The sequence below is a fragment of the Azospirillum sp. A1-3 genome (assembly GCF_023806445.1).
In the GTDB taxonomy this organism is placed as follows: domain Bacteria; phylum Pseudomonadota; class Alphaproteobacteria; order Azospirillales; family Azospirillaceae; genus Azospirillum.
In genome coordinates this window covers 739,209-764,313 of sequence record NZ_JAMSLU010000001.1, presented here as the reverse complement: position 1 = coordinate 764,313, position 25,105 = coordinate 739,209, and the positions used below count along the sequence as shown (strand labels likewise).

Here is a 25,105-nt window from a genome sequence, read left to right as displayed (position 1 = left end):
GCCCGGTCCCGGTTGCCCGGCCCGTCCGCCCCACCCCCAACCATGTATCTACCCAGAACCCGCCATCACAGAAACTGTCATGCGGCCCCGTCCTGTTGCCCTGTGTCCCGTCAACCGATGCCCGATTGGCGACGATTTGAGTCATCAACCGTCAGACATCGTCAAAGTCACTGTCGTCCGCAAAACCCAGACCGGACCTTATGACCTCCTGCTGAAGAGCCACGACCCTCGCGAAGTTGGCCTCGCTGTTGTCACGGGTCAGAGCCGCCTTCGCTTCCCTAAGATCGTCGAGCACCCGCTCGTGATGCAGATGCCGCCACGCAGGCCACCATCCCTTCCTGGCATCCTCCGTAGAGGCATCAGGACGGGCGAAGCCGGCATGGACATAGGTCGACTCGCCTAGCAAAGCACCGACCATGGTCTCATGGCCGGCGGATGACAAGTGGCGACAAAGCGCAGCGGCGTCAAGTGTCGAGTCGCTTCTATCTCCCTTAAGATGTGCTTTGTGCAACAGGTGAGATGAATAAGCGCCAGTTCCATATCCCCGAGAAAGGCACCGAGAAAGCAACCTCAAGACGATTCTCCGTCCGGATTTTTCAACTCCCCCGTACCCATCGTGAACTCCTGTCTCAATGCCTCAATTCTAGAATAATTCTGATTCCCTGGATCGCTGTTAAACGTCCTAAGGGCATCAATCATTTCCGACTTTATTCGCGGGTTTTTAGAGAACTCACAAGCATCTATCAAGCATTCCCTAACAAATCCGACATCACCTCCCTCTTTTGCAAAAGAGGCATACGTATACGTCTTATCAGAGAACAGATTCTCTAATCCCTCATCAAAACCTTTTCCCTCTACAAATCTGATTATTTTTTCCCTTGTAACTTCCGACCCTGACAATACGAACTCCACCAAGCACTCCCTTATTCTAGCGAACTCCTGAGTCTCAAATTCAGCAACAACAAGAACGTCAAAAAAATCATCGATCAGTTCAGGATGATTGATAAGTGACGCCAAAATGATCCGCTCGAATCTTTGGCTAAGGGTTTGCATCTTCAACGGCTTATCGTGCATCAGCTTCGACGTGAGGCGTCCCGGCACTCCCGGCACATGGCGGCGCGGCGCCTCGCCGAAGCGGCCCCCCCGCCCCTGCCCCGGCACCCAGGGGCCGCGATTGTAGCCCTGGCGCACCGGGGCGAAGGCCTCGTCGACGCGGCGGCGCATCTCGGTGCGGTAGAAGCTCTGGACGTCGCGGTCGGCGATGGTGGCGACGCGGGCCTCCAGCGCCGCCTTCACCGCGGCCTTGGCCTCCGGCGTGTCGGTCGGCCGGCCCTCGCTCTCCATCCGCCACAGGGCGTCGGACAGCGGGATGGCCGCCTCCAGCACCGCCCCCATCGCCTTGGCGCCGCTGGCGCGGATCAGGCTGTCGGGGTCCTCGCCCTCCGGCAGGAAGGCGACGCGGGCCGACTGGCCGGGGGCGAGGTGCGGCAAGATACGCTCCACCGCCCGCCACGCCGCGCGCCGGCCGGCATTGTCGCCGTCGAAGCACAGGAAGGGCACCTTCTCCGCCGCCGGGATAAGCTTCCACAGCTCCTGCACCTGCGTCTCGGTCAGCGCGGTGCCCAGCGGCGCCACGGCGCCCTCGAAGCCGGCGCGGACCAGCGCGATCACATCCATATAGCCTTCGGCGACGATCACCGGCTTGCCGTCCGCCGCCGCCTGCCGCGCCCGCGACAGGCCGTAGAGCAGCGTGCCCTTGTGGAAGAGCGGGGTGTCGGCGGTGTTGACGTATTTCGGCCCGTCGCCCTCCAGGATGCGCCCGCCGAAGGCGACCACCTGCCCGCGCCGGTCGGTCACCGGGAACATCACGCGGTTGCGGAAGAAGCTGTAGGGCGCCCGGCCGTCGTCCGGCCGCTTCAGCAGCCCGGCATTGACCATGTCCTCGTCGGAAAAGCCCTGCTTGCCCAGATAGGTGCGCAACGCATTCGAATCGCCGGGCGCGTAGCCCAGCCGGAAGCGGGCGATGGTCTCGCCGTCCAACCCGCGCCGCATGAAATAGTCCAACCCCGGCCGCCCGGCGGACGTGTGCAACTGCTGCTCGAACCAGCGCGCCGCCTGCTCGACGAGATCGTGCAGGGTCTTGCGCCGCTCGTAGCGTTGCCGGTCCTCCTCGGTCGGGCGCGGCACCGGCAAGCCGGCCTCGCCGGCCAAATGCTCGACCGCCTCGGGAAAGCCGAGATTGTCGTGGCGCATGACGAAGCCGATGATGTCGCCATGGGCGCCGCAGCCGAAGCAATGGAAGAAGCCCTTCTGGTCGTTGACGTAGAAGGACGGCGACTTCTCATTGTGAAAGGGACAGGGGGCCTTGTACTCCCGACCGGCGCGGATCAGCCGCAGCCGCTTGGAGACCACTTCCGACAAATTCAGCCGGGTGCGCAGTTCTTCCAGGAATTGGGGCGGGAAAGCCATGGTCGAACGGTCACCGGGGTGGGATGGGCAAAGGGCGCTAGGCTATAGCAGAGGCATAGTATGGGAACCAGCACCGCCGGCCCCAAGGGTGCAGATGGCGCAGGGTGGAGTGCGTCAGTCCGGCTGCCTGACGAGATGCGTCCCGGCATAGAGCGTGCGCAACGGGACCTGATAGCCGATGCTGTCCAGAGTCAGCACCTCGTCCCCGACGATCACCTGCGGACTTTCCGGCCAGTTGCCATCAGCCTGTCGCCGCAGAAGCTCCGCACCGACCCCGGCCGTCCACAGCACCAGGATCTCGCGGACCGACGGCAGCGTGGTGTAGGTCCAGACATTCTCCCACGTCTCGGCCTCGTTGCTGGGCGAGAGGATCTCGATCAGCAGGACCGGGTCGGGCAGCGTGCGCAGGCCCCGTTCATCCGGGGCGCAGGTCACGCCCAGGTCGGGGATGCGCATGTTGTGGCTGGATCGGACGCGGGGTTGCACACCCGGCGCGGTCACGACATGGCAGCCGGGCGCGCGGTCGGCCAGATGGTTGCCGATCAGGCGGGCGACGGTGCTCTGCAGGATACCGTGGGTGATGCTCGCCGGCGCCATGGCGCGCGGTTCGCCGTTCACCAGCTCATAGCGCGTGTCGGTGCCGTCGCCGTTCCAGTCCAGGAACTCCGCGACGGTCATGCCTGAGAAGCTGGATTTGCGGACCGCGACCATTCCACCGTCCTCCTGCCCGTCTGCCGCGCGGGGGATCAGACTTCAGCCTAGCCTGAGTCGCCCCGCGGCGGCCAGCGCCCCTTACTTGCCCGCCCTTACTTGCCCGAAAGCCGCGCCTTCACCAGACCGCCGGCCTTGGCGAAGTCCATTTGGCCGGCATGGCGGGCCTTCAGCTCGGCCATTACCTTGCCCATGTCCTTGATGCTGGAGGCGCCCAGTTCGGCCACGATGGCGTCGATGGCGGCGGCGGACTCCTCCTCGCTCATCTGCTTGGGCAGGAAGCGTTCGATGACCGCGATCTCCTCGCGCTCCTGCTGCGCCAGTTCGGGACGGCCGCCCTGATCGTACAGCCCCGCCGATTCGTTGCGCTGCTTCACCAGGGTCTGCAGCATCGACAGGATCTCCGCCTCGTCGATGCCGTCGGTCACGCCGCGGGTGCGGGCGGCGATGTCGCGGTCCTTCAGGCCTGCGAGGATCATGCGGATGGTGGACACCGCGCGCTGGTCCTTCGCGCGCATCGCATCCTTGAGGCTGTCGTTGAACTGCGTGCGAAGCGTCATGTCCTGTCTTCCTTGGTTCGTCGGGCCGGGATCGAAAGGCTCCGGCCGGACAGCCGACTATTCCGAAAATGGCCGCCGATTTCCATGGCAAAAGCCCCATCCGGCGAATGGACGCCCCGGAACCTTCCGACTTTGTCCGCGGATCAGGGCCGCCTTGCAAAGCTATTGCTGGAAATCCGGCCGCCAATCGTCATATAGGATGTCCGGCCCACCCGATCAGCCCACTCGATCCCACGTCATCGCCCTCCAGGGCGGATATGGGGTGCGAGCGGTTGCGTGTGCGCGCCCGGCGGGACGCTAGGCCGTCGCCGTTCCGCCGATCACCCGATCCGTCGCCGGCCGCGGTTTTTGGGAAGGTTCACAGGAATGACTCTCGCCACTCCCCCCTCCGACAATGCGGTTCACACCGGCGTCCTGGTCCTGGCCGACGGCACGGTGTTCCGCGGCCGAGGCATCGGCGCCACGGGGGATTCGGTGGGCGAGGTGTGCTTCAACACCTCCATGACCGGCTATCAGGAGATCCTGACCGATCCCAGCTATGCCGGCCAGATCATCACCTTCACCTTCCCGCACATCGGCAACACCGGCGCCAACGCCGAAGACATCGAGACGGTCACGCCGGCCGCCCGCGGCCTGATCCTGCGCGCCGACATCACCGACCCGTCGAACTGGCGCGCCACCCGCCACCTGGACGACTGGCTGAAGAGCTACGGCCTCATCGGTCTGGCCGGCGTCGACACCCGCCGCCTGACCCGCCGCATCCGCGACCTGGGCGCGCCCAACGGCGTCGTCGCCCATTCGCCGGACGGCAAGTTCGACATCGAGGCGCTGATCGCCAAGGCCAAGGGCTGGCCAGGTCTGGAAGGCATGGATCTGGCCAAGGACGTGTCCTGCCGCCAGACCTACGACTGGACCGAGGCCGGCTGGACCATCGGCGGCGGCTACGCCACCCAGGACAAGCCGCAGTACCATGTCGTCGCCATCGATTACGGCGCCAAGCGCAACATCCTGCGCTGCCTCGCCGCCGCCGGCTGCAAGGTGACGGTGGTTCCGTCGACCGCCACGGTCGAGGACGTGATGCGCCACCAGCCGGACGGCGTCTTCCTGTCCAACGGCCCCGGCGACCCCGCCGCCACCGGCGAATATGCCGTGCCGACGATCAAGGGCCTGCTCGACACCGGCGTGCCGATGTTCGGCATCTGCCTCGGCCACCAGATGCTGTCGCTGGCGCTGGGCGCCAAGACCACCAAGATGGCGCTGGGCCACCGTGGCGCCAACCATCCGGTCAAGGACCTCGCCTCCGGCCGGGTGGAGATCACCAGCCAGAACCACGGCTTCGTCGTCGTTCCGGAGACCCTGCCGGCCGACGCCGAGGTCACCCATGTCAGCCTGTTCGACGGCACCAACGAGGGCATCCGCCTGAAGGGCAAGCCGGTCTTCTCGGTGCAGTACCACCCGGAAGCCTCGCCTGGCCCGCAGGACAGCCACTATCTGTTCGACCGCTTCGTCCAACTGATCGCCGAGAAGAAGGCGGCCTGACGCTCGACAGGCAGCAAGTCATGGAAAAAAGGGGGAGCCGTTCGCGCGGCTCCCCCTTTTTCTATTTGGCGTAACGGTCCTTGTCAGGGGCCAGCGTCGTGGCGGTCGCCGTGCGTGGCTGGACCCGCTGGATGCCGCCGTAGCAGCTGGTGCCGCCACGCCCGCCGGGCGACCCGGCAGCCTGGCCGTACTGGGTGCAGTCGGCTGTCTGGCCGGCGGCGGTCTGGGTAGCGGTCGGCTTGTCGCCGCCATGCGTCTGGTCACGAGGCTGTGATTTGGAATCGTTCACAGTGGCCTCCTGGAGGTTGCGGACCATATCGATTATGGCCTCTCCTAGATTGCCAACATGGGCAGCGATCAGCGGTTCCAACAGATATGCGTCTTCCGGATTATCCGTTTTCCCACAAGTCTGCACCGTCTGCCCAGCCCGACGGCCCCGCCTGCCCGCTCTGCGGCCGGCCGATGGTGTCGGGCGCCAGCCTGAACGAGCACCACCTGATTCCGCGCACCTATGGCGGCCGGGAAACGGTGACGATGCACCGCATCTGCCATGCGAAGATTCACGCGGTGCTGACCGAACAGCAGCTGCGCGACCACTATCACGAGATCGAGGCCCTGCGCGGCCATCCCGACATCGCCGCGTTCATCCGCTGGGTCCGCCGCAAGCCGCCGGAGTTCATCGACGGGCATGCCACCGACCGGCGGCGGCGCAAGCGCTGACCGCCCTCAGCCCCGCTGCATCGCCCGCCGCGCGGCCGGCTTCGGCAGATACTCGCGGGCCTCGCCGTTGCAGACGCGGCTGACCCGCTCATACTCCTCGACCGTATCGACCTTGGCCTGCCGGCTGTCGCGCTCGCGGCCGAACTCCTGCATGATCCGCCGCATCGCCGATTCGAGCGGACGGCGGATCGCCGCCATCGCCTGGGTCTGGCTGCGCGAACGCACCGGCGCCATCCCGTCGATCACCTGCTCCAGACGGCTGCGGATCTGCGGCATCATCTCGTTCAGCAGCGCCTCGTCCACCGCGACATGGCGCATCTCATGGGCCAGAACCTCGCCATGCAGGCAGGAATTGGCCGGGATCTCGCCGGCGACATGAACGATGCGCTGCTGGAAGCCGAAACTGATGGTCAGCGCGCTGGCCGACGCGCAATAGGTGCCGTCGCCCATCGACTTGAACAGCGCCTGCACCTGCGACTGCTCGCCGTAACGCGCCTGGGTCAGCCCCAGCACATGGCTGTCGGTGGTGCTCACCGGCCCCGGCGTCCGCCCCGGAAGCCGGGTGAGCTGGGCGATCGACAGGCTGTCATCGCGCTTGATCGGCGCCAGCACGGTGTCGAGCGTCAGCTTGGTCGGCGGAAAGCCGCCACAGCCATTGGACTGCGCCGCGGCCGGCATCGCCGCAAGGAAGAGCCCCAAAAGGGAAAGGAACAGGAGGCGAACGGTCATCCCAGCACTGTTACCGGGAAACCGTTCGCCGACAAGAGATATGGAAGGGTGGAGGTCACCCCGCACCCCTTACTTCCCGGCCTTCAGCTGCTCCCGCGTCAGCCAGAACACCTCGCCGAAGCTGTTGGCGGTCTGCAGCCACAGGAAATCCAGGTGCGGATACTCCGCCTCCAGAATCTCGCGGCCGGTGCCGAACTCGCACAGCAGGCCGCCTTCGGGGGTCAGGTGCTTGGGCGCTTCCTTCAGGATGCGGCGGACGATGTCCAGCCCGTCGTCGCCGCCGGCCAGCGCCATTTCCGGCTCGGCGCGGAACTCTGGCGGCAGGGCGTCCATCGATTCGGCGTCGACATAGGGCGGGTTGGTGATGATGACGTCGTACTTGCGCGTCTTCAGCGGGGCGAACAGGTCGCCCTGATGCAGGGTGATGCGGTCCTCGAAGCCGCTGTCGGCGACATTGCGCTTCGCCACCTCCAGCGCGTCGGGCGACAGGTCGACGGCATCCACCTGGGCCTCGGGGAAGATGCGGGCGGCCAGGATGGCGAGGCAGCCGGAACCGGTGCACAGGTCCAGCACCCGCTCCACCGAGGTCGGATCCTCCACCAGCGTGAAGTCGTCGCCGCCGAACAGGTCGGAGAACAGCAGCTCGCCGATGTAGGAGCGGGGAACGATCACCCGCTCGTCCACATAGAAGGGAATGCCCTGGATATAGGCCTTGTTCAGCAGGTAGGGCGCCGGCTTGCGGGTGTCGATGCGGGCATGGAGGATGCCGGCCACCGCCTCGCGCTCCGCCGCGGTCAGCCGGGAGTCCAGATAGGGGTCGAGCTGGTCGACCGGCAGGTGCAGCGTCTCCAGCACCAGGAACACCGCCTCGTCGAAGGCTGTGGTGGTGCCGTGGCCGTAATCCAGATCGACCTCGTTGAAGCGGCTGACGCCGTAGCGCAGGAAATCGCGGATGGTCGACAGCTCGGCGGCGGCTGCGGCGGCGGTGTGCTTGCTGGTCAGCTTGCTGGTCATGGGGCGCTGGCTCCGGTCAGGAACGGGAAAGGGGTCAGAGGATCTCCAGCACCGAATCCGGTGGACGGCCAACGCGGGCGCGGTCGCCCTTAACCACGATCGGGCGTTCGATGGCGGCCGGATTGGCGGACAGGGCGGCGATCAGCGCCTCTCCGTCGAGGTCCTTGGGCAAGCCGGCCTCCGCCGCCTCCTTGGCGCGGGTGATGTCGCGCGGCCCCTTGCCCAGCTTGGCGAGGATGGCCGACAGCTCCGCCGGGCCGGGCGGGGTCTTCAGATACTCGATCACCGTCGGCTCGACACCGCGGGACCGCAGAAGCTCCAGCGTCTCGCGCGATTTGCTGCAGCGGGGGTTGTGATAGATCGTCACGTCGCTCATGCCAGACTTCCTGACCTTGGTTGCTTTCTCGGTTTGAAGAGCGGTCAGACTGATACACCCAACCCGCGTGCCGCGCCAATCCGGCATGCGGAAACGGACGCCGCGGCGCAACATCCCTCAGGTGACAAGGGATGGCTTTGGTATTACTTTGCGCGCTCGCTTTTCCGAAGGCCCGTCCGCGCCCTTATCCCGGTGGGCGGGCCATGCGGAACAGATCCGATGCCCAGATACGGATGCCGGCCGTGACCAAGCTCTCGCTCTCCAAGGACAAGATCAACATCCTCCTTCTGGAAGGTGTCCACGACAACGCCATCGACGAACTGGCCCGCGGCGGCTATGCCTCCGTCGAGCGGCTGCCGCGCGCGCTGGACGAGTCCGAACTGCTGGAGCGCATCGGTTCGGTCCACATCCTGGGCATCCGCTCGCGCACCCAGCTGACCGCCAAGGTGCTGGAGGCGGCGAACAAGCTGATCACCGTCGGCTGCTTCTGCATCGGCACCAATCAGGTCGACCTGAAGGCTGCGCGCCGCCAGGGCGTGCCGGTGTTCAACGCCCCCTATTCCAACACCCGGTCGGTGGCGGAGCTGGTGATCGGCGAGATCATCATGCTGATGCGCGGCATCTTCGAGAAGTCGCAGCTGGTCCATGGCGGCGGCTGGATGAAGTCGGCCAAGGACTCTTACGAGATCCGCGGCAAGACGCTGGGCATCGTCGGCTATGGTCATATCGGCACCCAGGTGTCGATCCTGGCGGAAGCCATGGGCATGCAGGTCCGCTTCTACGACGTCGTGCGCAAGCTGGCTCTCGGCAATGCACGCGCCTGCGACTCGCTGGAGGAACTGCTGTCGGTGTCCGACGTGGTGACCCTGCATGTGCCGGACACCCCGCAGACCCGCAACATGATCGGCGAGCGTGAACTGGCCGCCATGAAGAAGGGCAGCCACCTGATCAACGCCGCCCGCGGGCAGGTGGTGGACATCGAGGCGCTGGCCGCCGCGATGAGCTCCGGCCACGTCCTGGGCGCCGCCATCGACGTCTTCCCGGTCGAACCCGGTTCGGACAAGGACGAGTTCCAGAGCGCGCTGCGCGGCATCAAGACCGCCATCCTGACCCCGCACATCGGCGGTTCGACGATGGAGGCCCAGGCCAACATCGGCACCGAGGTGGCGCAGAAGCTGCTCGAGTATTCGGACAACGGCTCCACCGTCGGCGCGGTCAACTTCCCGCAGGTGGCGCTGCCGGTGCAGGCCGGCTGCACCCGCTTCCTGCACGTCCACGAGAATCGTCCGGGCATCCTGCGCAAGGTGAACGAGGTGTTCTCCGGCCGCGACCTGAACATCGCCGCCCAGTATCTCCAGACCGATCCGGAGCTGGGCTATGTGGTGGTCGACGTCAACGGCGATGTCGACGAACTGGAGGTCGTCAACGACCTGCGCGCCATTGAAGGCACCCTGAAGGCGCGCTTCCTGTTCCCGTCTCAGCGCTGATCGGATAGGGGAAGGGTTCCGGGGGGGCGCGACAGCCTCCCCCCGGGAACCCTTCCCCATGCCGCCCGGTTGTCCCCTCATGATGCTGCGCCGCAGCACCAGCCTTGAGAGGACGACCGCCATGACCGACCGCCACTCCACCATGCTCAAGACCCTGGGCCTCACCGCGCTAGCGCTGGGCGGGCTGGCCGTCGCCAACACCCTGGCGGCACGCGCGGCCGAGCGCCGCTATCCGCCGGAAGGCCGTTTCCTGACCGTCGACGGCGTCCGCCTGCATTACATGGAGGCCGGCGAAGGTCCGCCGGTCGTGCTGCTGCACGGCAACGTCTCCGCCCTCGGCGATTCGCTGGCAAGCGGCCTGTTCCAGCGGCTGGCGCGGACTCACCGGGTGATCGCCTTCGATCGCCCAGGCATGGGCCACAGCGATCGCCCCCATGACCGCGACTGGACACCGGAGGATCAGGCCGACCTGCTGGCCCGGGCCTTCGCCGCCCTGGAGATCGAGAACGCCGTGGTGGTCGGCCATTCCTACGCCACGCTCGTCGCCCTGGCGCTGGCGCTGGACCATCCGCGGACGGTGAAGGGTCTGGTGCTGTTGGCCGGCTATTATTTCCCGACGACGCGGGTCGATACGGTTCTGGTGGCGCCATTGGCGATGCCGGTGCTGGGCGGCCTGCTGCGCCACACCCTGTCGCCGCCGGTCTCCAAGGCAATGATGCCGGGCCTACTGAAGACACTGTTCTCGCCGCGGCCGGTGCCGGACCACCTGACGGAGAGCTTCCCCGCCGCCCTGACGATCCGGCCGGGCCAGTTGCGCGCCAACGCCCAGGACGGCGTCACCATGGTGCCCGCCGCCGAGCGGCTGCAGCACCGCTATGCCGGGGTGACGGTCCCGGTGGCGATCTTCGCCGGGCATTATGACCGGGTCGTCTCGCAGGAGGAACAGAGCGGCCGGCTTCACCATGTCCTGCCCGACAGCACCCTTCATTGGGTGCCGGACTCCGGCCACATGGTGCATTACGCAGACCCGGAGCTGGTGGTGCGCCGGATCGACGAGCTGTCGGCCGAAAAGGCGATGCCGCGGGTCTCCGCTCACAGGTAGCGCCGCATCAGGATGCTGCCGCCCTGGTGCGGCAGGCGGGGATGCCAGGGGATGTCGGCGCGGCCGATCTCCTCGAATCCCTCGCCCGCGTAGAGACGGCGGGCCGGCTCGTTGTCGGCCCAGACATGCAGGGTGACGCGGTCGAAGCCGCCGGTCCGCGCCCGCTCGTAGAACCAGCCGAGCAGCCGCCCGGCGATGCCCTGCCGCCGCAGGTCCGGATCGACCGCCAGCGCCGACAGGAAATAGCTGCCCCAATCCAGCGTTTGGGAAAATTCGGCCATATGGGCGACCCGGTCGGGCGGCAGGCCGCTGTAATCCTCCGTCCGGATCCAGTCGGTGGGATAGCCGTGGGCGACGCCGACCACCTGCCCGTCCAGTTCCGCGACTCCGCTCTGCCGGTGCGACAGCGACCCGCTGCGGCCGGCCAATCCCGGCACCAACATCTCCGCCGCGGTCATTCCCGGCATCAGCCCGTCGAGCAGAAATTCATAGACCCCGCCCCCGGCAATGTCGATCAGCCGCGCCAGCTCCGGGGCGTCGTCGGCATCGGCCGGGCGGATGCGGAGACGGTCGTCAGTCAATGCAGGGCTCACGGCGAGAACCTTCGATCAGGAGAGCGGCCGAATAGAAGAGGCTCTCGCGCCGCCGATTTCCAGCCCCTTTCGTGCGAACCGGCCCGTTCAGCCCCGATCCGCTCAGCCCTGATCGGCGGCGCGGTTCAGGTCGTCGCGCAGCCGCAGCAGCGCATCGCGGAGCGACATCAGTTCCCCGGCCGAACTGCCGGCGGCGGCGGCGATCCGCGTCGGCAGGCATTCGGCCTTGCCGCGCAGAGCCGCCCCTTCGGCGGTCAGGCCGATTCGCACCAGCCGTTCGTCCTGCGGATCGCGGGCGCGGGTGAGAAGCCCCTGCCCCTCCATCCGCTTCAGCAACGGGGTCAGCGTGCCGCTGTCCAACCCCAGCCGCTCGCCCAGCAGCTTCATCGACTGCCCGTCCTGCTCCCACAGCAGCAGCATGATGAGATACTGCGGATAGGTCAGGCCAAGCTGCTCCAGCATCGGGCGATAGACGCGGCTCATCGCCAGATTGGCCGAATAGAGCGCGAAGCACGCCTGGTTGGAGAGCAGAAGCGGATCGTCCTTGTCGGCTGCCATGATGGGTGAACCTTGCAAATGCGGCGCGCCGCCGGGATGCCGCGCGTCGGTCGATCATGCGTCCTGCACAATCGCGCGCAACAGCCCGGCGGCGCAATGCCGAAGGCTTCTCGCCTCAGGCGATGCCCTCAGGCCCGGTCCTTAGGCAACGGTCGTGGTGACCGGAATGTTGCCCTTGGTCGCGTGGCTGTAGGGGCAGACCTTGTGGGCGCGGGCCAGCAGATCCTCGGCCGCAGCCTTGTCCATGCCCGGCAGCGAGACCACGAAATCGACCGTCAGGCCGAAGCCCTCGCCATCGTCGCGGGCGCCGATGCCGACCGTGGCGTTCACCGTCAGATCGGCCGGAACGGCGATCTTGTCACGGTTGCCGACGAACTTGATGGCGCCGATGAAGCAGGCCGAATAGCCGGCGGCGAACAGCTGTTCCGGGTTGGTGGCGCCGCCCTGGCCGCCCAGTTCCTTCGGCGCGGCCAGCGCGACCGATAGCAGTCCATCCTCGCTGACGGCCTTGCCGTCACGGCCACCGGTCGCGGTCACCTTGGTTGAATAGAGGGTCTTCATGGCGTGTGCTCCTTCAGTGAGTTTGGTTTCCGGGGCGGCGGCCTTGCCCGGCGCCCGTCGATCTCGTGGGACTAACTATGACGCGCAATTCGATTGCGCGCAATGTATTTGGCCGTGCGTAATTGAATTGTGCGCAATGCGTCTGACGCATGGCCCATCTTTCGAGCCCCGCCGTAGCGGGAGCACCGGATCGAAGCGCGCGACCGGCTGCACCCGCTGATCGAGCGGGTGACGGTGCGGTTCAGCGGCAGCGACGCTTTGACCCGGTGGACCGTGGACGCGCGCTCCCGCTCAGAAGGCGGCGCGGAGGCCGGCGTAGACGGTGCGCCCCTCACCCGGATAGAAGATCTGGGTGCCGGCGCGGCGGGCGTCCGTGATGGTGCCGATGTCGCTGACGTAGCGCTTGTCCGTCAGGTTGCGCGCGTCGACGAACAGCAGGACCCCGTCCTTCACCTCCATTCCGGTCTGGACCCCCAACAGCGTGTAGCCCGGCGCCCGCAGCGTGTTCGCCTGATCGGCCCACGCGCCCTGCGGCACCCAGTCCACGGTCGGCGTCACGTAGAAGCCGTCCGGCCGCGTGTAGGACAGGGACGTCCGCAGCACGTTCTTCGGCACGCCGGCGATGCTGTTGTTGCCGTATTGCCGGTCGTTGCGGAAGTGGAAGTCGTTGTGGTTCCACACCTGTCCGACGATGAGCTTGTCGCCGGCCGCGGGGCCGGTGATGTCGCTGGCGACCTCGACCTTGACGCCCAGTTCCAGGCCCTGGTGCACGGTGCGGTCGGCATTGAAGGTGGCGGCCGGGATGCTGGGATTGGTGGTGAACTGCAGCATCTCCCCCTTCACCTGGGAGCGGTACAGCGTGGCGTCCCAGGCGAAACGCCCCTTCTGCCCGCGCGTCCCCACCTCCGCCGTCCAGGCGCGCTGCGCCTGCAGCGGCACGAAGGCGGGATTGCCGTTCGCCTGGGTCTGGGTGAGGTCGCTGAAGTCCGGCACGTCCATGCTGCGGGTGACGTCGGCAAAGACCTGCACGTCCGGCAGCGGCTCCCACAACAGGCCGAGCTTGGGGTTGAACCCGTCATAGGTCTGGTCGGAGTTGCGCCGCGGGTTCCAATGGTCGGTGAAGCTGCGCTCGTTGCGCAGCATCTTGGCTCCGGTCATCACCGCCAGGGTGGGCATGACATAGAGCCGGTTTTCGAGGTAACCCTCGTAGTTCCGGGCCTCCTGGCGGGTGTCGGCGGTCTGGGCGCCGCGGCTGCCCTTCACATTGACGAACTGCAGCGCCTTGTTGGTGCCGGCATAGGCCCGCAAGCCGACGGTCAGCTCGTCGCGCAGCCCGCCCACGGTGAAGGAGGTCGTGTAGCGGGTGCCGATGCCGTAGGTCCAGCCATCCTGGTCGACGACCTGGAAGATCGGATGGAACAGCTTCTTGTGAATCCCCCAGCTGTCGATGTCCAGCTGTCCGCCGTCGAGATGGATGGTGGTGCGGTTGGCCAGCCGTTCGGTCCAGGTCATGCGCGACTGGTCGCCAGACAACGCCGCCGCCGCGGCGGAGCGCGGCCGGTTCAAGGCATCGCCCAGGCTCAGCGCACCGGGCAGCTTCTGGTCGACGACATAGGCGCCGGCGTAGAAGCGGGTCTCGACATTCGGGTTGAAGCGGTAGCCGACATTGGCGTTCAGCAGTTCGCCCTGCCCTTCCGAATGGTCGCGATAGCCGTCGGAATGGGCCACGGTGCCGCTGATCAGATAGTCGGCGTCGCCGATCACGCGGGAAACCTGGCCGCTGGCGGTGGCGGCCCCATAGCTGCCCCCCTCCACCCGCAGGACGTTGGGCGCGACGGCGGTGCGGGCGGTCGGCGTCACGAAATTGATGGCGCCGCCGAGGGTCGAGGAGCCGTAAGCCAGCCCGTTCCCGCCGCGGAAGACCTCGGCATAGCGCAGGGCCAGCGGGTCGATCTGGTAGAAGTCGCCGCTGCCGTCGGCGAGGTTGACCGGAATGCCGTCCTGCAGCAGCTCGATCCCCCGCAGATGGTAGCCGCGGGCAATGCCGGAGCCGCGCATCGACAGGCGGACCTCCTGGCCATAGCGGCTTTCGACGAAGACGCCGGGCGTGTCCTTGAGGACGTCGCGCAGATCCTTGGCATGCTGGCCCTTGTAGGCCTCGGCATCGATGAAGCCGACGGAGCCGGCCGTACGGTTCAGGTCGTCGCGCGCCTGCTCGGCGGACGGGGCGGTCGGGGAGCCGGCGCCTTGCGCGTTGATGGTGAGGGTGTCGAGGGTCACCGGGGCTGCCGTTTGCGCGGCGGCCGGAACCGGGGTCAGCACGGTGGTCGTCAGAAGAAGTGCGGCCAACGCGGCGGCACCGCGTCCGATGGATTGGGAACGGGTCACAAAAGCTCTCCCTTGCGGGCCGGCATCACGGGCCGGCCGGTCTCGTCGTTCAGCGGCTGTATCGGCGATGCGACGATCCCGGAGGCGCACGGGCGTTGGGGCGGTGGATGGAAGACCGGCGGCGCGGCGGAGACCCGATGCGGCGGCGCTGCACCAGGCCGTGCCGGTGCGGCAACGGAAGCACGCCGCCGTCGGGGGGAATGGCTGCGGGGACGGCGCAGCAGGTCAGACAATCGGGGCACAGGCGGTGCCCATGGCCCGCATCCGGCTTTGCCGGGCCGTTATAGTCCGGCGCTTCGTCGTGCTGGCACAGCGACTGTTCCGCGACGGCCGCGGCCGCTTCGGCCACCAGCATCGCCACGGCCTGCCTCGGCGCCCAGCACTGCAGCAGAAGCAGCGCCAGGGCGGCGAGGAGGGCGACAAGGCGGAACGGGCGCGGCACCGGGGTCATGACTGGTCCGTCACCGCAACGCGAACTGCACGGGCAGCACGACGTCGAGCCGGTCGCCGGGAAGGTCGTCCGGCATCGGCGGCAAGGGAGCCGCCCGCCCGATCATCACCTCCACCTGACGGTCGAGGCTGTCGAAGCCCGAACCACGCTCGATGCGCCAGGACAGCACGGCACCATCGCGGGCCACGACGAAGCGCAGCAGAACGGTGCCCTCTTCGCGGGCGAGCTGGGCCGCACGCGGATAGGTCTTGTAGCGGGCAAGCCGGGCCTGGAGCCGCGCCAGATAATCGGGCGGCGGCCCCGCGGCGCGAACCGGCGCCGGTTGCGGCGGCGCAATTTGGGTTTGGGACTGGGCCACCGGAGGACGGTCGGCGACGGGTGCCGCGGCAGACGCAACCGGTCGCGGATCCGGGCGAGTTGCCGGGCGCTTGACCGTTTCCGGCGGGCGGGGTTTGACCGCCGGAAACGGGATCGCCGCCACGTCCGGTGCAGCCGCTGGCGGAGGCGGAACCTCCTCGATGGGCGTGGGCTCGGCGACGGCGACCGGTTGGGGGACCGGGTCGGGCAATTGCGGGGACGGTTGCTCGGGCAACGGGTCCGCCGGTGCCTGCTGCTCGGCCTCCTGTACAGCGGCCGGCTCCGGCGGCGATGGATCAGCCGGGGGCGTCACCTCCGCCGGAGGCTCGGGATCGGGCTGCCGGAGGTCGAGGTCGATCAGAACCGCGGCCGGAGCCGGCGGCACGGGATCATAGCGCGCAGCCAGAAGCGCCAGCACCCCGACATGCAGGGCGATCGAGAGGGCCCGCGCCCAATGGCGTCCTGCCCGGCGCATGGTCGGGGGGCGCACGGTCAGGGCGCCTTCTTCGCGGCAGGGGCCAGCCCCTCCGCCATCAGCGACACCCGGGCGAAGCCGGCCTGGCTGACCTGCCCCATGACCTCCATCACCCGGCCATAGCTCAGCGCGCGGTCCCCCCGCACATAGACGACCGTGTCGGGGGCCTCCCGCGCCAGGGCCGCCAGCCGCGCCGGCAGATCGGCCGGCGCCATCTCCTCCTGGCCCAGGAAGACGCGGCCGTCCTGGTCGATGCTGACCTGGACGGGATCGCGCGGCTGGCTGAGTTTCTGGGCGGTTGTCTTCGGCAACTGCACCGGCACGCCGGCCGTCATCAGGGGTGCGGCCACCATGAAGATGACCAGCAGGACCAGCATCACGTCGATGAAGGGCGTGACGTTGATCTCGGCGACCGGACGGTAGGAGAACTCGTCCCCCGCCCGGTTCTCCGCAGGTGTCATCCCCATCACTCGGCCGCCACGCGATGGGGCAGGCTGCGGCTGCGCACCGCCTGTCCGGCAAGGCGGCCGATGGCGACCGACAGGCGCTGCGACAGCCGGCCGAGACCGCTGGTCAGCGCGTTGTAGGCGACCACCGCCGGGATGGCGGCGACCAGACCGATGGCGGTGGCGAACAATGCCTCGGCGATGCCCGGCGCCACCACGGCAAGGCTGGTGTCGTTCGCCCCGGCGATCGCGACGAAGCTGCGCATGATGCCCCACACCGTCCCGAACAGCCCGATGAAGGGAGCGGAGGAGCCGACGGTGGCGAGCACCGGCAGATGGCCGTCGAGACGGCGCAGTTCCTCGGACATGGCGGTGCGCATGGCACGCTCCAGCCGCTCGCGCTGCTCGGCCCGGCTCTCGCCCGGATCGAAATCGTGCCACTCGTGCCGCCCGGCGGCGGCGATGGCGGCGGGCAGCCCGGAGAAGACGGTGTCGAGACCGCCTCCGCCGGCGACCGCCGCCTCGAAGGCGCGGGCCTGCGCCTTAGCGCGGGCGAGCGCCATGGATTTTTCCAGAATGATCGCCCAGCACGCCATCGACGCGGCGAGCAGCAGGATCATCACACCCTTCACCACCGGATCGGCGGCAAGGAACAGGCCCACGATCGAGAAATCATGGTCTGGCATGAACCCCTCCCATAGATGCGCCGCAGCGGTCAGTGACCGGATGTCGGGGCGGTCAGGGTCAGGCCGGGGGCCGGTTCGGGGAGGTCGGCGGGCGTCTTGCCGGGCTCCGGAATCTCGATCCAGCGGGCCACGCCGGAACCGCATTCCTGCACCACCGGGAAATACAGCACCGTGCCGGCGGGCTGCTTGGGCAGCACGGCCTGGAAGACGAATTCGTCATACCAGGCGTCGGGCAGCGAACCGCCACTCCAGGCGATCTCGGTGACGCCGTGGGTGATGGTGCGGCCGTGCGACTGGTAAGGCTGGGCGTATTCGCCGTCCTTGGTGGTCAGCGTCCAGCCGGGCTTCGGCATCGGCTTGGCGGCGACGACGCCGGCCGGCAGCCGGACGCGGACAGCGGTGGTGGCGGCGCCGCCGCAGCCGTGCGGCACCTTGACGACGGCCTTGTAATAGCTGCCGGCCGGGGCCTCGCGGGTTTCCAGGGTGACATGCGCGGACGCGGTGCCGGCCGTTGCGGCAAGGCACAGGAACCCGGCGCCCAGCGCCAGGGCTTGAATACGGTTCATGATGAGAGTTTCCGGACAGGAGATCGGGTGGGCGCACGCGCGGCGCGCCCAGTTGACGGCGATCAGACCTGTGCGGTGCCCGGCGGCGCCCGTGGATGGAGGCACGTCAGGAAGAGCAGGCGCGGACGGACGCCGGCCTCCTGCGGCTGCGCGGCCGCGTAATGATCGGTGGGGACCGGAAGCTTGCCGCCCGGTTCCGTAATCAGGCCATGGGTGCCGAGCGCCAGACAGAACGGACAAACAGCCCCGTGATCGTCGCCCCCGGCGGGAGCCTGCGGGCTGTGCGCCGCCCCCGTCGGCATCTGCATCCCGGACCCGGCGCCAAGCTCCGGCTCGCCGCTTTCCTGGTGGCAGTCATGTGCCGCCGCGGCCTCGACCGCGTTTCCGATCCGGTAGCCGGCGGCGCGGGCCGCCATGGCGAAATCCGGAACGATGGTCTGCACCAGAATGGCCAGGATCGCCAGCCACGCCAGAACCCGCCGCCGACCGCCAAGCCCCGAGCAACCGCAAAGAGCGGTCGGTCGGCAAGAGGCTGGAGGGAGGCGGCGGGACATTCGACGCGACGGCTCGGCATTGGCTGTTGTGCGGGCAGAGGTATCAGGATCGGTCGCGTCCGGACTTGTCCGAGATCAAGCGAGGATCAATCCGACGTAGAAACCTGCCCCGCAGCCATTATCTCGGGGAGCATGGCTAAATCGTCTCACCCTTGTCGAACGGCTTGACTGGAGGATGCCGCGCGTGAACGTTGGTTCCGGCCTTCCGCAACAGCTGGCTGCCCTCATATGGCTCGTCGCCGGACAGTCCGAAGCATGCGGGCGTCACGCTGATCGAGCCCCAACTGTACTGACATCCGGCACCAGCCGGGGTGATTGGGCTGCATGCCGACCGCGGCGATGACCGCACCGCATGCAGCCCCTCGACCATGCCCCCTACCAGAGCGAGGCATCCTCATGCGTCCCGGCCTCCGTCGTATGACCGGCATTCTTCCAATCGTGGTTTTGGCCGTGCTGATCCTCGCAGCCTTCCCGCCGAGCGGCTGGGCCCATGCGGTCCTGATGGAGTCGGTGCCGGCCGAAGGTGCCAGCCTCGACACCGCGCCGGCAAGCTTGACGCTGAGCTTCAATGAACCCGTCACGCCCGTCCGTATCCAGTTGCTCGACCAGCAGGGACGGGACATGGCCGAGCAGCAAAGCGCGGTGACGGAGAACGACAGCGTCCGCCTCGCCCTGCCGCCGGGATTGCCGAACGGCCTCTATGTCGCCAGCTATCGCGTCACCTCGGCGGATGGGCATCCCGTCGCCGGGTCCTTCACGTTCGGGATCGGCGTGGCGCCGTCATCGACGGCCAGTTCCCCTCCGCTGGACGACCCGTCCCGTGCCGCCGCCCTGGCCGGCCTGCTGTTGCGGACCTTGCATTACGCCACCCTGCTGGCCGGTACAGGCGGTGGCCTGTTCCTGGTGCTGGTGACGGGACGCTGGGCGACGCTCAACGACCGGCTGAAGCCTTTTCTGTGCCTGATGCTGCTGGCGGCAGGCCTGTCGGCGACGCTGCTGGTGGGGGTGACCGGGGTGACGCTGGCAGGTCAACCCCTCGCCGCCCTGCTGACCGGAAGCCCCTGGACCACCGGAGCGGCGAGCAGCGTCGGCCTCAGCGCCGGAGTCGCTCTGCTCGCCCTGCTCTGCTCGGCCTCTGGCTTGGCATTGGAGTTCCGTCCCGCGGTCGGGCAGGCGCTGCTGGTGACGGGGGCACTGCTGGGGGCCGCCTCGCTGGCCGTCACCGGCCATGCGGCCACCGCCTCTCCCCGATGGCTGAGCGCGCCGCTCGTCGGTTTGCATGGGCTGATGGCAGCCTACTGGGTCGGGGCGTTCTGGCCGTTGACGATGGCATTGCGCCTGGAGTCGCCGGTTGTCGCCGCAAGGCTGACCCGCCGATTCTCGCGCCTGGCCGTCGGTGCCGTGGCCATCCTGGCCGGCGCCGGCATGGTACTGTCCGCGATCCAGCTCCGCTCCTTCCAGGCGATCCTGTCCAGCAGCTATGGCTGGGTGTGGGCCGGCAAGATGGTGGCTGTCCTGTTGCTGCTCGGACTGGCGGCGTGGAACAGGCAGTCCCTGAGCCCGGCCCTCGACGGAGATGGAGACCGGGGTGGCGACCACGCCGTCAGGGCATTGCGGCGGAGCATCGTCCTGGAGATGGCGGCGGCCGGCGCTGCCCTGCTGCTGACAGCGGCCTTCGCCCTGACGCCCCCGCCCCGCGCATTGAGCGCAGCCGAGGAAAAGCCACCGGCCGGATTTTCCACCCTTGCGGTGAAAGGAGGTCTCGTCGCCATCATCGACGTTGTTCCGGCGAAGCCGGGAAGCAACGGCGTTCGGCTCCATCTTCAGGATGAGGATGGCAAGCCGGTTTCCACCCGTGAGGTGACGATGAACTGGGAGCTTTCGGCAGCGGGTGTGGCCCCTCTGCGGCGTACCCTGACAACCTACGGCCCTGGCTTCTACGGAGTCGACGACATGACTCTGCCGCTTGCTGGTCGATGGTCGTTGCGCCTTGAAGTGCTGATCGACGATTTCGACAAGCGGACGTTCCAAACCGAGGTGTCGATCGGTGAGGCGCCGGTGAACATCGAAACGGCCAAGTGACGGCATTCGAAGAGTGAGGAACAGGGCGTTTTGGCGATGAATGATCACCGCCGGTCCTGCTGGCTCCTCGGTTGCAGGATCTCGCCTCGATGGAGATGCGCTGCGCCCGGTTGAGCATGCATCGCACGAATCTGTTCGGTTACGTTGAGTTCCACACGGCGCCGAAAGATGACGCATCGGCAACCGATGACGCGGGCAAAGAAAAAGCCCTGGAACCATTAGGTTCCAAGGCTTTTTTCAATCCCTCCGGAACTGGTCGGAGCGACAGGATTCGAACCTGCGACCCCCAGACCCCCAGTCTGATGCGCTACCAGGCTGCGCTACGCTCCGTCAACTTCACCGCAGTGCTTGCGGCTTGGCTCCGGAAGGGAACGGGACTATAGCCGCGGGCTTTTGCCGATGCAACATCTCCCGTGATGATTTTTCAGCTTTTTTTGCTCCCCATTTCGGACAGTCGGGACAGCACCGATCGCAGCGATTTCAACTCGTCCAGCACCATGGTGATCTCGTGACGCACGGCATCGGACAGGGGCGGATGATCGGCTCCGCCCTCCCCGACGTCGTCGGACTCGTCCCCGGCGAAAGCCTCGGCATCCGCCGCGTCGCCGCCATCATCCGTATCTTCCGGCAGCGGCGGCGTCGGGTCGGCCATCCGCCCTTCCTTCAACAGGCGCTGAACGCCCTTGATGGTATAACGGTCCTCATACAGCAGCGCCTGGATGCGCCGCAGAAGCTCGACATCCTCCGGCCGGTAATAGCGTCGGCCGCCGCCGCGCTTCAGCGGGCGGATCTGGGGAAACTTCGTCTCCCAGAACCGCAGCACATGCTGAGGCACGTTGAGGTCAGTCGACACCTCGCTGATGGTGCGATAGGCCGTGGCGGATTTCATGACCGGATCAGGCCGCCATCCGACAACAATCGGGGGCGGCAGTCCGTGGGACGGCACGACATGGCGATGGGCAGGGCTTCCGGATCATCATCGGAAACGGCCGGCGTCAGGACAGCGCCCGCGCGGGCGTCGGCGCCCCACCCTCCTGAACGTCGTTGATGCGGTTCTTCAGCACATGGCTGGCGCGGAAGACCAGAACGCGGCGCGGCAGGATCGGCACCTCTTCCCCGGTCTTGGGGTTGCGGCCGATTCGCTCGCCCTTCTGGCGGACCTGAAAGCTGCCGAAGGACGAGATCTTCACCATCTCCCCCCGGGCGAGCGCATCGGAAATCTCGTCCAGGACGGTTTCGACCAGATCGGCCGATTCATTGCGCGAAAGACCGACCTCCTGATAGACGGCTTCGCTCAATTGCGCGCGCGTGACGGTGTTTTGCGACATTGTTCGACCTCCCCCCGCAACCATTGCGAAGACGGTAATCCGGGGGAAGAAGGTCCGTCAATTCAAAAGCTTGGCAGGCGCAAACGGCCCGGCCGAAGTCCGGCCGGGGTTGCAGCGCAGCATGCTGACGGGGAAATGGGGAAGGAGCGCCGGCGGCTTACCAGCGGACCAGCGCCGAACCCCAGGTCAGGCCGCCGCCGATGGCTTCCATCAAGATCAGGTCGCCGCGCTTGATGCGGCCGTCGGCAACCGCCTCGCCCAGCGCCAGCGGGATCGACGCGGCCGAGGTGTTGCCATGGCGGTCCACCGTCAGCACCACCTTTTCCGGCGACAGCTTCATCTTGCGGGCCAGCCCGTCGATGATGCGGCGGTTCGCCTGGTGCGGCACCATCCAGTCGATGTCGGTCGACTCGAGGCCGTTGGCGACCAGAGCCTCCTCCACCACCGCCGACAGCTTGGACACGGCATGGCGGAAGATTTCCTGCCCGTGCATGCGGACATGGCCGATGGTGCCGGTGGACGACGCGCCGCCGTCGACATAGAGCAGGTCGTACTGGCTGCCGTCGGAATGCAGGTGGGTGGACAGCACGCCGCGGTCGGACGAATCGCCCTTGCCCTCATAGGCGTCCAGAACGATGGCGCCGGCGCCGTCGCCGAACAGCACGCAGGTGGTGCGGTCGTTCCAGTCGAGCAGGCGGGAGAAGGTCTCCGCCCCGATCACCAGGGCGCGGCGCGCCTGACCGTTGCGCAGGAAATTGTCGGCCACCGACATGGCATAGACGAATCCGGCGCACACCGCCTGGATGTCCATGGCGAAGCCCTTGGTCCCCAACGCCGCCTGCACCTTGGTCGCCGTTGCCGGGAAGGTGTTGTCGGGCGTGGTGGTGGCCAGGATGATGCAGTCGATGCTGGAAGCCGGCACGCCGGCATGCTCCAGCGCGCGGGTCGCCGCGGCGATGGCGAGGTCGGAGGTCTTCTCCCCCTCCGCGGCGATGTGGCGCGACTTGATGCCGGTGCGCTGGACGATCCACTCGTCCGACGTGTCGACCCGCTGTTCCAGATCTTGGTTGGTGACGACGTTGGACGGCAGGAAGATACCGCAACCCAGAACTCGGGAACGCATGACCATTGTTCAGCCCGCCGCCGCCTTCGTGTCGGGAAGAGGGTTCGCGTCGGCTATGCGCCCCATCTCTTCCTTGATGCGTTCGTTGAAGCCGTGCGTCGCCAGATTGACAGCGACCGCGACGGCGTTGGCGAAGCCGACCGCGTCGGTGCCGCCATGGCTCTTCACGCAGACGCCGCGCAGGCCCAGGAACATCGCGCCGTTGTAGCGGCGCGGGTCGATCCGCTCGCGGAAGCGCTTGAAGGCGCCGCGTGCCAGCAGATAGCCGATCCGTGCCAGGAACGACGTCGCGAAGGTCCGGCGCAGGAATTCGGAGAACAGCTTGGCCGTGCCCTCCGCCGTCTTCAGCGCGACATTGCCGGTGAAGCCGTCGGTGACGATGACGTCGACCGTTCCCAACCCGATGTCCGTGCCTTCGACGAAGCCATGGAAGCGGCCGGGCAGCGGCATGTCGCGCAGGCTGGCCGCCGCGGCACGCACCACCTCGTTGCCCTTCATGTCCTCCGACCCGATGTTCAGCACACCGATCGACGGCTCCGGAAGGCCCAGGATGGCGCGCGCGAAGACGGCCCCCATCACGGCGAACTGGACAAGATTTTCCGGCTGGCATTCGGCGTTGGCGCCGAGGTCCAGCATCACGCTCTCGCCCCGTTGCGTCGGGAAGAAGGAGGCCATCGCCGGCCGGTCGATGCCCGGCAGCGTCTTCAGCACGAACTTGGCCATCGCCATCAAGGCGCCGGTGTTGCCGGCCGACACCACGCAGGCAGCCTCGCCCGCCGCGACGGCGTCGATGGCAAGCCGCATGCTGGACTGGCGACCGGCGCGCAACGCCACTGCCGGCTTGGCGTCACCGGCCACGAAGTCGGCGGTGTGGCGGATTTCCGCCACTGCCTTCAACGCAGGCCGCTGGTTCAGCAGCGGTTCAAGCCGCTGCTGGTCGCCATACAGCAGAAAGCGCACGTCGGGATGGCGCTCCCGCGCGATGTCCGCCCCGGCAATGACCATGTCGGGGCCGTGATCGCCACCCATGGCATCCAGGGCGATGGTCAGGCGCTGGCTCACCGCGAACAGGCTCCCCGGCTTGGACCCCGGCAGGGGCGACCAGCGCCCCCGGTCATCGGGACCTCAGACAACGCGATCCGGATCAAGCGGCCGCGGTGCCGCTCTGAACCACTTCACGCTGGTCGTAATGGCCGCAAGACCCGCAGACGTGGTGCGGACGCTTCAGCTCGCCGCAGTTCGGGCATTCGTTGTACGCCGAGGTCGGCAGAGCGTGGTGCGAACGCCGCATGTTGCGCCGCGACTTGGAGGTCTTCTTCTTCGGAACAGCCATGACCGTAAACTCTCTTCATTGGAAAGGGCGGCCCGAACAGGGGCCGCCCAGCGCGAGCGGCATTCAATAAGGCAAATGCCCCCAAAGGGCAAGCCCGAACAACCCCCATTTCGCAACCCCGCGCCGCTCATTGGTGGGGGTGGAAATGCCGGCCCTTATACAAGGCGCGGCGGGGAAAGCAACAGCCGGATCAGTTGCGCGACTTCAACTGCTGCAGGACGGCGAATGGATTGGGCTTTTCAGGCTCCGCAGCCACCTCTTCCTCCGCCGTCTCCTCGCCCTCATGCTCGCGATAGTCCTCGAATTCCACGCCCTCGGCATGAGGATAGGGGTCGAGACCGAGCGACAGGTGCTGCGCCGTCAACTCGCCGATGTCGATTCGGTTGTTCTCCATCGGCTCGGGAATGTCCTCGTCCGACAGGGACGGATCGAAATCGACCTCCAGTCCCTGGTCCTCGATCATTGACGGCGGGGCGAACAGCGCATCGAAGCTCTCGCTGACATGGGCGGGCACCGGCTCCAGCGTGACGACGCAGGTCTGCACCACGTCGGCCTCCAGTTGGCCGGAGACGCGGATCATCTGGCCGCCGCGCACCGCGCGCAGTTTCACCGTGGCGGTCAGGCTGCCGATCGACTCCAGCTCCAGCCGTTCGGCCAGCGCCTTGCGCTCCGTCTCCGTCGCTTCGATGGTCTCGGTCACGTCGGCGCGGCGCACCGCGTCGGCAGGGACGATGCGCGAGAATTCTGGGGCCGGCAGGGCACCGTTGGCAGGGCTCATGGCGAAAGACTCTCTGATCGAAAACCGAAACGGCCGGCGCGACGGGCGACCGGCATCTTCTGAGTCACATGCAGCCGCCGGACCGGAAAGGCAAGCCCTCACGCATCACCCCGGGCATC

The 25,105-nt window shown here is 67.3% G+C and carries 29 protein-coding genes and 1 tRNA gene; 5 read left to right on the top strand and 25 right to left on the bottom strand.

Features of this window, described 5'->3' with window-relative positions; genetic code table 11:
* Positions 1-151: 151 nt before the first annotated feature.
* The 4 genes from M5E06_RS03680 to M5E06_RS03665 all read right to left on the bottom strand — a co-directional run bounded on the left by M5E06_RS03680 (position 152) and on the right by M5E06_RS03665 (position 3,740).
* Positions 152-418, bottom strand: coding sequence for a hypothetical protein (locus tag M5E06_RS03680; protein ID WP_252137192.1), 267 nt, complete (start codon positions 416-418; stop codon positions 152-154).
* Positions 419-570: 152 nt separating this feature from the next.
* On the bottom strand, positions 571-2,469 hold the full coding sequence (gene dnaG / locus M5E06_RS03675; RefSeq protein ID WP_252137191.1) for a DNA primase: 1,899 nt from the start codon (positions 2,467-2,469) through the stop codon (positions 571-573).
* Between the two features lie 114 nt (positions 2,470-2,583).
* The gene (locus M5E06_RS03670; RefSeq protein ID WP_252137190.1) at positions 2,584-3,180 is read right to left on the bottom strand and encodes a Uma2 family endonuclease; all 597 of its coding nucleotides are present in this window, start codon (positions 3,178-3,180) and stop codon (positions 2,584-2,586) included.
* Positions 3,181-3,275: 95 nt separating this feature from the next.
* Entirely contained in the window at positions 3,276-3,740 is a 465-nt protein-coding gene (locus M5E06_RS03665) for a GatB/YqeY domain-containing protein (RefSeq protein WP_252137189.1), read from the bottom strand.
* 366 nt (positions 3,741-4,106) lie between these two features.
* Between M5E06_RS03665 and carA the strand changes: the two genes are divergently transcribed.
* Entirely contained in the window at positions 4,107-5,279 is a 1,173-nt protein-coding gene (gene carA, locus M5E06_RS03660) for a glutamine-hydrolyzing carbamoyl-phosphate synthase small subunit (protein ID WP_109151513.1), read from the top strand.
* Between the two features lie 61 nt (positions 5,280-5,340).
* Here the strand turns inward: carA and M5E06_RS03655 are convergent, their stop codons facing one another.
* Positions 5,341-5,568, bottom strand: a complete 228-nt coding sequence (locus tag M5E06_RS03655) for a hypothetical protein (protein WP_252137188.1) — start codon at positions 5,566-5,568, stop codon at positions 5,341-5,343.
* A gap of 86 nt (positions 5,569-5,654) precedes the next feature.
* On the opposite strand from M5E06_RS03655, the gene M5E06_RS03650 reads away from it, so the two are divergent.
* A complete protein-coding gene (locus tag M5E06_RS03650) occupies positions 5,655-5,999 on the top strand; it encodes an HNH endonuclease (RefSeq protein ID WP_252137187.1) in 345 nt (114 codons plus the stop codon).
* Between the two features lie 6 nt (positions 6,000-6,005).
* On the opposite strand, the gene M5E06_RS03645 is transcribed toward M5E06_RS03650, so the two are convergent.
* The 3 genes from M5E06_RS03645 to arsC all read right to left on the bottom strand — a co-directional run bounded on the left by M5E06_RS03645 (position 6,006) and on the right by arsC (position 8,118).
* Positions 6,006-6,728 carry a hypothetical protein gene (locus M5E06_RS03645; protein ID WP_252137186.1) on the bottom strand — a complete coding sequence of 241 codons (723 nt, stop codon included), beginning with the start codon at positions 6,726-6,728 and terminating at the stop codon, positions 6,006-6,008.
* Between the two features lie 69 nt (positions 6,729-6,797).
* A complete protein-coding gene (gene prmB, locus M5E06_RS03640; protein WP_252137185.1) occupies positions 6,798-7,742 on the bottom strand; it encodes a 50S ribosomal protein L3 N(5)-glutamine methyltransferase in 945 nt (314 codons plus the stop codon).
* A 34-nt stretch (positions 7,743-7,776) separates the two neighbouring features.
* A complete protein-coding gene (gene arsC, locus M5E06_RS03635) occupies positions 7,777-8,118 on the bottom strand; it encodes an arsenate reductase (glutaredoxin) (protein WP_252137184.1) in 342 nt (113 codons plus the stop codon).
* Positions 8,119-8,360: 242 nt separating this feature from the next.
* Between arsC and serA the strand changes: the two genes are divergently transcribed.
* A complete protein-coding gene (gene serA, locus M5E06_RS03630) occupies positions 8,361-9,605 on the top strand; it encodes a phosphoglycerate dehydrogenase (RefSeq protein WP_109151552.1) in 1,245 nt (414 codons plus the stop codon).
* A 121-nt stretch (positions 9,606-9,726) separates the two neighbouring features.
* Positions 9,727-10,707 carry an alpha/beta fold hydrolase gene (locus tag M5E06_RS03625; protein ID WP_252137183.1) on the top strand — a complete coding sequence of 327 codons (981 nt, stop codon included), beginning with the start codon at positions 9,727-9,729 and terminating at the stop codon, positions 10,705-10,707.
* Here M5E06_RS03625 and M5E06_RS03620 read toward each other — a convergent pair.
* From M5E06_RS03620 to M5E06_RS03575, 10 genes are all read right to left on the bottom strand, one after another.
* Complete coding sequence (locus M5E06_RS03620; RefSeq protein WP_252137182.1) at positions 10,698-11,288, bottom strand: GNAT family N-acetyltransferase; 591 nt, start codon at positions 11,286-11,288, stop codon at positions 10,698-10,700. The two genes, M5E06_RS03625 and M5E06_RS03620, sit on opposite strands and share 10 nt — an antisense overlap.
* A 114-nt stretch (positions 11,289-11,402) precedes the next feature.
* A complete protein-coding gene (locus M5E06_RS03615) occupies positions 11,403-11,858 on the bottom strand; it encodes a MarR family winged helix-turn-helix transcriptional regulator (protein ID WP_109151519.1) in 456 nt (151 codons plus the stop codon).
* Positions 11,859-11,999: 141 nt separating this feature from the next.
* Positions 12,000-12,419: an organic hydroperoxide resistance protein gene (locus M5E06_RS03610; protein WP_012973667.1), complete on the bottom strand. Its 420-nt coding sequence runs from the start codon at positions 12,417-12,419 to the stop codon at positions 12,000-12,002.
* Positions 12,420-12,710: 291 nt separating this feature from the next.
* On the bottom strand, positions 12,711-14,807 hold the full coding sequence (locus M5E06_RS03605) for a TonB-dependent receptor family protein (protein ID WP_252137181.1): 2,097 nt from the start codon (positions 14,805-14,807) through the stop codon (positions 12,711-12,713).
* Between the two features lie 49 nt (positions 14,808-14,856).
* Positions 14,857-15,258 (bottom strand): DUF2946 family protein, encoded by a 402-nt coding sequence (locus M5E06_RS03600; RefSeq protein WP_252137180.1) that lies wholly within the window; start codon positions 15,256-15,258, stop codon positions 14,857-14,859.
* Between the two features lie 10 nt (positions 15,259-15,268).
* Positions 15,269-16,105, bottom strand: coding sequence for a TonB family protein (locus M5E06_RS03595; protein ID WP_252137179.1), 837 nt, complete (start codon positions 16,103-16,105; stop codon positions 15,269-15,271).
* Between the two features lie 2 nt (positions 16,106-16,107).
* Complete coding sequence (tolR, locus tag M5E06_RS03590; protein WP_252137178.1) at positions 16,108-16,557, bottom strand: protein TolR; 450 nt, start codon at positions 16,555-16,557, stop codon at positions 16,108-16,110.
* Positions 16,557-17,222: a MotA/TolQ/ExbB proton channel family protein gene (locus M5E06_RS03585; protein WP_109151524.1), complete on the bottom strand. Its 666-nt coding sequence runs from the start codon at positions 17,220-17,222 to the stop codon at positions 16,557-16,559. The genes tolR and M5E06_RS03585 overlap by 1 nt, the downstream gene beginning before the upstream one ends.
* A 29-nt stretch (positions 17,223-17,251) precedes the next feature.
* A complete protein-coding gene (locus M5E06_RS03580; RefSeq protein ID WP_252137177.1) occupies positions 17,252-17,788 on the bottom strand; it encodes a YcnI family copper-binding membrane protein in 537 nt (178 codons plus the stop codon).
* Between the two features lie 62 nt (positions 17,789-17,850).
* Positions 17,851-18,342: a DUF2946 family protein gene (locus M5E06_RS03575; protein WP_286208612.1), complete on the bottom strand. Its 492-nt coding sequence runs from the start codon at positions 18,340-18,342 to the stop codon at positions 17,851-17,853.
* A 417-nt stretch (positions 18,343-18,759) separates the two neighbouring features.
* On the opposite strand from M5E06_RS03575, the gene M5E06_RS03570 reads away from it, so the two are divergent.
* On the top strand, positions 18,760-20,424 hold the full coding sequence (locus M5E06_RS03570) for a copper resistance CopC/CopD family protein (protein ID WP_252137175.1): 1,665 nt from the start codon (positions 18,760-18,762) through the stop codon (positions 20,422-20,424).
* A gap of 253 nt (positions 20,425-20,677) precedes the next feature.
* On the opposite strand, the gene M5E06_RS03565 is transcribed toward M5E06_RS03570, so the two are convergent.
* The 7 genes from M5E06_RS03565 to M5E06_RS03535 form a co-directional block, all read right to left on the bottom strand.
* Positions 20,678-20,754: transfer RNA gene (locus M5E06_RS03565), tRNA-Pro, on the bottom strand.
* A gap of 94 nt (positions 20,755-20,848) precedes the next feature.
* On the bottom strand, positions 20,849-21,313 hold the full coding sequence (locus M5E06_RS03560; protein ID WP_252137174.1) for a MerR family transcriptional regulator: 465 nt from the start codon (positions 21,311-21,313) through the stop codon (positions 20,849-20,851).
* A gap of 106 nt (positions 21,314-21,419) precedes the next feature.
* Positions 21,420-21,752, bottom strand: a complete 333-nt coding sequence (locus M5E06_RS03555) for an integration host factor subunit alpha (RefSeq protein ID WP_014247260.1) — start codon at positions 21,750-21,752, stop codon at positions 21,420-21,422.
* A 157-nt stretch (positions 21,753-21,909) separates the two neighbouring features.
* Positions 21,910-22,881 (bottom strand): beta-ketoacyl-ACP synthase III, encoded by a 972-nt coding sequence (locus M5E06_RS03550; RefSeq protein WP_286208611.1) that lies wholly within the window; start codon positions 22,879-22,881, stop codon positions 21,910-21,912.
* A gap of 3 nt (positions 22,882-22,884) precedes the next feature.
* Entirely contained in the window at positions 22,885-23,937 is a 1,053-nt protein-coding gene (gene plsX / locus M5E06_RS03545; RefSeq protein ID WP_109074555.1) for a phosphate acyltransferase PlsX, read from the bottom strand.
* Between the two features lie 82 nt (positions 23,938-24,019).
* Entirely contained in the window at positions 24,020-24,208 is a 189-nt protein-coding gene (gene rpmF / locus M5E06_RS03540) for a 50S ribosomal protein L32 (RefSeq protein ID WP_012973646.1), read from the bottom strand.
* A 190-nt stretch (positions 24,209-24,398) separates the two neighbouring features.
* Positions 24,399-24,986: a YceD family protein gene (locus tag M5E06_RS03535; protein ID WP_252137172.1), complete on the bottom strand. Its 588-nt coding sequence runs from the start codon at positions 24,984-24,986 to the stop codon at positions 24,399-24,401.
* Positions 24,987-25,105 lie beyond the last annotated feature (119 nt).

What these genes read in the sequence shown, in the direction of transcription:
- M5E06_RS03615 (WP_109151519.1), bottom strand. Translation starts at nt 11,858, where the DNA reads ATGGCAGCCGACAAGGACGATCCGCTTCTGCTCTCCAACCAGGCGTGC.
- M5E06_RS03670 (WP_252137190.1), bottom strand. Translation starts at nt 3,180, where the DNA reads ATGGTCGCGGTCCGCAAATCCAGCTTCTCAGGCATGACCGTCGCGGAG.
- prmB (WP_252137185.1), bottom strand. Translation starts at nt 7,742, where the DNA reads ATGACCAGCAAGCTGACCAGCAAGCACACCGCCGCCGCAGCCGCCGCC.
- dnaG (WP_252137191.1), bottom strand. Translation starts at nt 2,469, where the DNA reads ATGGCTTTCCCGCCCCAATTCCTGGAAGAACTGCGCACCCGGCTGAAT.
- arsC (WP_252137184.1), bottom strand. Translation starts at nt 8,118, where the DNA reads ATGAGCGACGTGACGATCTATCACAACCCCCGCTGCAGCAAATCGCGC.
- M5E06_RS03585 (WP_109151524.1), bottom strand. Translation starts at nt 17,222, where the DNA reads ATGCCAGACCATGATTTCTCGATCGTGGGCCTGTTCCTTGCCGCCGAT.
- M5E06_RS03580 (WP_252137177.1), bottom strand. Translation starts at nt 17,788, where the DNA reads ATGAACCGTATTCAAGCCCTGGCGCTGGGCGCCGGGTTCCTGTGCCTT.
- M5E06_RS03650 (WP_252137187.1), top strand. Translation starts at nt 5,655, where the DNA reads ATGCGTCTTCCGGATTATCCGTTTTCCCACAAGTCTGCACCGTCTGCC.
- M5E06_RS03550 (WP_286208611.1), bottom strand. Translation starts at nt 22,881, where the DNA reads ATGGTCATGCGTTCCCGAGTTCTGGGTTGCGGTATCTTCCTGCCGTCC.
- M5E06_RS03645 (WP_252137186.1), bottom strand. Translation starts at nt 6,728, where the DNA reads ATGACCGTTCGCCTCCTGTTCCTTTCCCTTTTGGGGCTCTTCCTTGCG.
- M5E06_RS03555 (WP_014247260.1), bottom strand. Translation starts at nt 21,752, where the DNA reads ATGTCGCAAAACACCGTCACGCGCGCGCAATTGAGCGAAGCCGTCTAT.
- M5E06_RS03610 (WP_012973667.1), bottom strand. Translation starts at nt 12,419, where the DNA reads ATGAAGACCCTCTATTCAACCAAGGTGACCGCGACCGGTGGCCGTGAC.
- rpmF (WP_012973646.1), bottom strand. Translation starts at nt 24,208, where the DNA reads ATGGCTGTTCCGAAGAAGAAGACCTCCAAGTCGCGGCGCAACATGCGG.
- M5E06_RS03665 (WP_252137189.1), bottom strand. Translation starts at nt 3,740, where the DNA reads ATGACGCTTCGCACGCAGTTCAACGACAGCCTCAAGGATGCGATGCGC.
- tolR (WP_252137178.1), bottom strand. Translation starts at nt 16,557, where the DNA reads ATGGGGATGACACCTGCGGAGAACCGGGCGGGGGACGAGTTCTCCTAC.
- M5E06_RS03625 (WP_252137183.1), top strand. Translation starts at nt 9,727, where the DNA reads ATGACCGACCGCCACTCCACCATGCTCAAGACCCTGGGCCTCACCGCG.
- M5E06_RS03535 (WP_252137172.1), bottom strand. Translation starts at nt 24,986, where the DNA reads ATGAGCCCTGCCAACGGTGCCCTGCCGGCCCCAGAATTCTCGCGCATC.
- carA (WP_109151513.1), top strand. Translation starts at nt 4,107, where the DNA reads ATGACTCTCGCCACTCCCCCCTCCGACAATGCGGTTCACACCGGCGTC.
- M5E06_RS03600 (WP_252137180.1), bottom strand. Translation starts at nt 15,258, where the DNA reads ATGACCCCGGTGCCGCGCCCGTTCCGCCTTGTCGCCCTCCTCGCCGCC.
- M5E06_RS03560 (WP_252137174.1), bottom strand. Translation starts at nt 21,313, where the DNA reads ATGAAATCCGCCACGGCCTATCGCACCATCAGCGAGGTGTCGACTGAC.
- M5E06_RS03680 (WP_252137192.1), bottom strand. Translation starts at nt 418, where the DNA reads ATGGTCGGTGCTTTGCTAGGCGAGTCGACCTATGTCCATGCCGGCTTC.
- M5E06_RS03575 (WP_286208612.1), bottom strand. Translation starts at nt 18,342, where the DNA reads ATGTCCCGCCGCCTCCCTCCAGCCTCTTGCCGACCGACCGCTCTTTGC.
- M5E06_RS03570 (WP_252137175.1), top strand. Translation starts at nt 18,760, where the DNA reads ATGACCGGCATTCTTCCAATCGTGGTTTTGGCCGTGCTGATCCTCGCA.